The sequence below is a fragment of the Oleiphilus sp. HI0117 genome (assembly GCF_001635235.1).
In genome coordinates, this window is the sequence record NZ_LWGA01000147.1 from 1 (window position 1) to 940 (window position 940).

The 940-nt window shown below is 47.2% G+C and carries 2 protein-coding genes; one reads left to right on the plus strand and one right to left on the minus strand.

Annotation, left to right across the window (positions count from 1 at the left end):
• Window positions 1-631: phytoene desaturase family protein (locus A3757_RS26130; RefSeq protein WP_369819518.1), on the plus strand; the 631-nt coding region annotated here is incomplete at its 5' end.
• Between the two features lie 86 nt (window positions 632-717).
• On the opposite strand, the gene A3757_RS01970 is transcribed toward A3757_RS26130, so the two are convergent.
• On the minus strand, window positions 718-940 hold a 223-nt coding region (locus A3757_RS01970; protein WP_197469654.1), incomplete at its 5' end, for a GTP cyclohydrolase I.

A 940-nucleotide genomic window follows, 5' to 3' on the forward strand; every position in this document is an offset into this window, starting at 1 on the left:
GGGCAGCACTGAAGAATTGAAGCTACCCAAGACGAACTTCTGGATCTTTCCTGATTATGACGCCGATAGTGCTTTGGATGCGTTTGAGAATGACAAAGATAAGCCTTTGCCTGCGGTGTATATTTCATTTCCGTCTGCAAAAGACCCTGAATGGCAGCGAAAGAACCCTAGCAAGTCGACGATAGAAATCGTTGCGCCTTGTCCTTATGAATGGTTTGAAAAGTGGGAAGACCAGCCATGGGGGAAACGAGGCACGGACTACGAAGCACTCAAAGACATGTTTACCGAGCNTATGCTGAAAGCACTCTATGAAAAAATGCCTCACTTAGAAGGTAAAATCGACTATCACGAAACCAGTACGCCCTTGTCGACAAACTTCTTCTGCGCCTACAAAAAATGTGAGCTCTATGGACTTAATCATGACCCTTCTCGTTTTGAGCAAGACTGGCTGCGACCTGAGACGCGAATTCCCGGCTTGTATCTAACTGGCCAGGATGTGCTTAGCTGTGGCATTGGTGGCGCGATGATGGCAGGAGTGATGACATCGGTTAGTGTGCTGGGTTGGAAAAGCTACAAGCTACTTAATCGCTTTGGCTTGCGCGATAGGATTGGTTTGGCTGTGCCTGTTTAGGCGCAGCGCTGCTTGCTATCACGCCGATAGCTCTGGGGATAAACAGCGATGGTGTTTGTCCCCGCCATTGATTGTGTAGCAATCAATTATTGATGGGCCTCTTGTAGAAACTCAGCGCGTGTCTGTGGGTTGGTTTTAAAGGAACCTCCTAAGGCTGTCGTTGATGTTTCAGAGTTTGCATCCATAATACCTCGGGATTTAACGCAATAATGTGTTGCGTTAATTGATACTGCGACGTTGTCGGTATTGAGTAAGACTTGCAGCGCAACTAAAATTTGCTTTGTTAATCGTTCCTGAACTTGAGGGCGC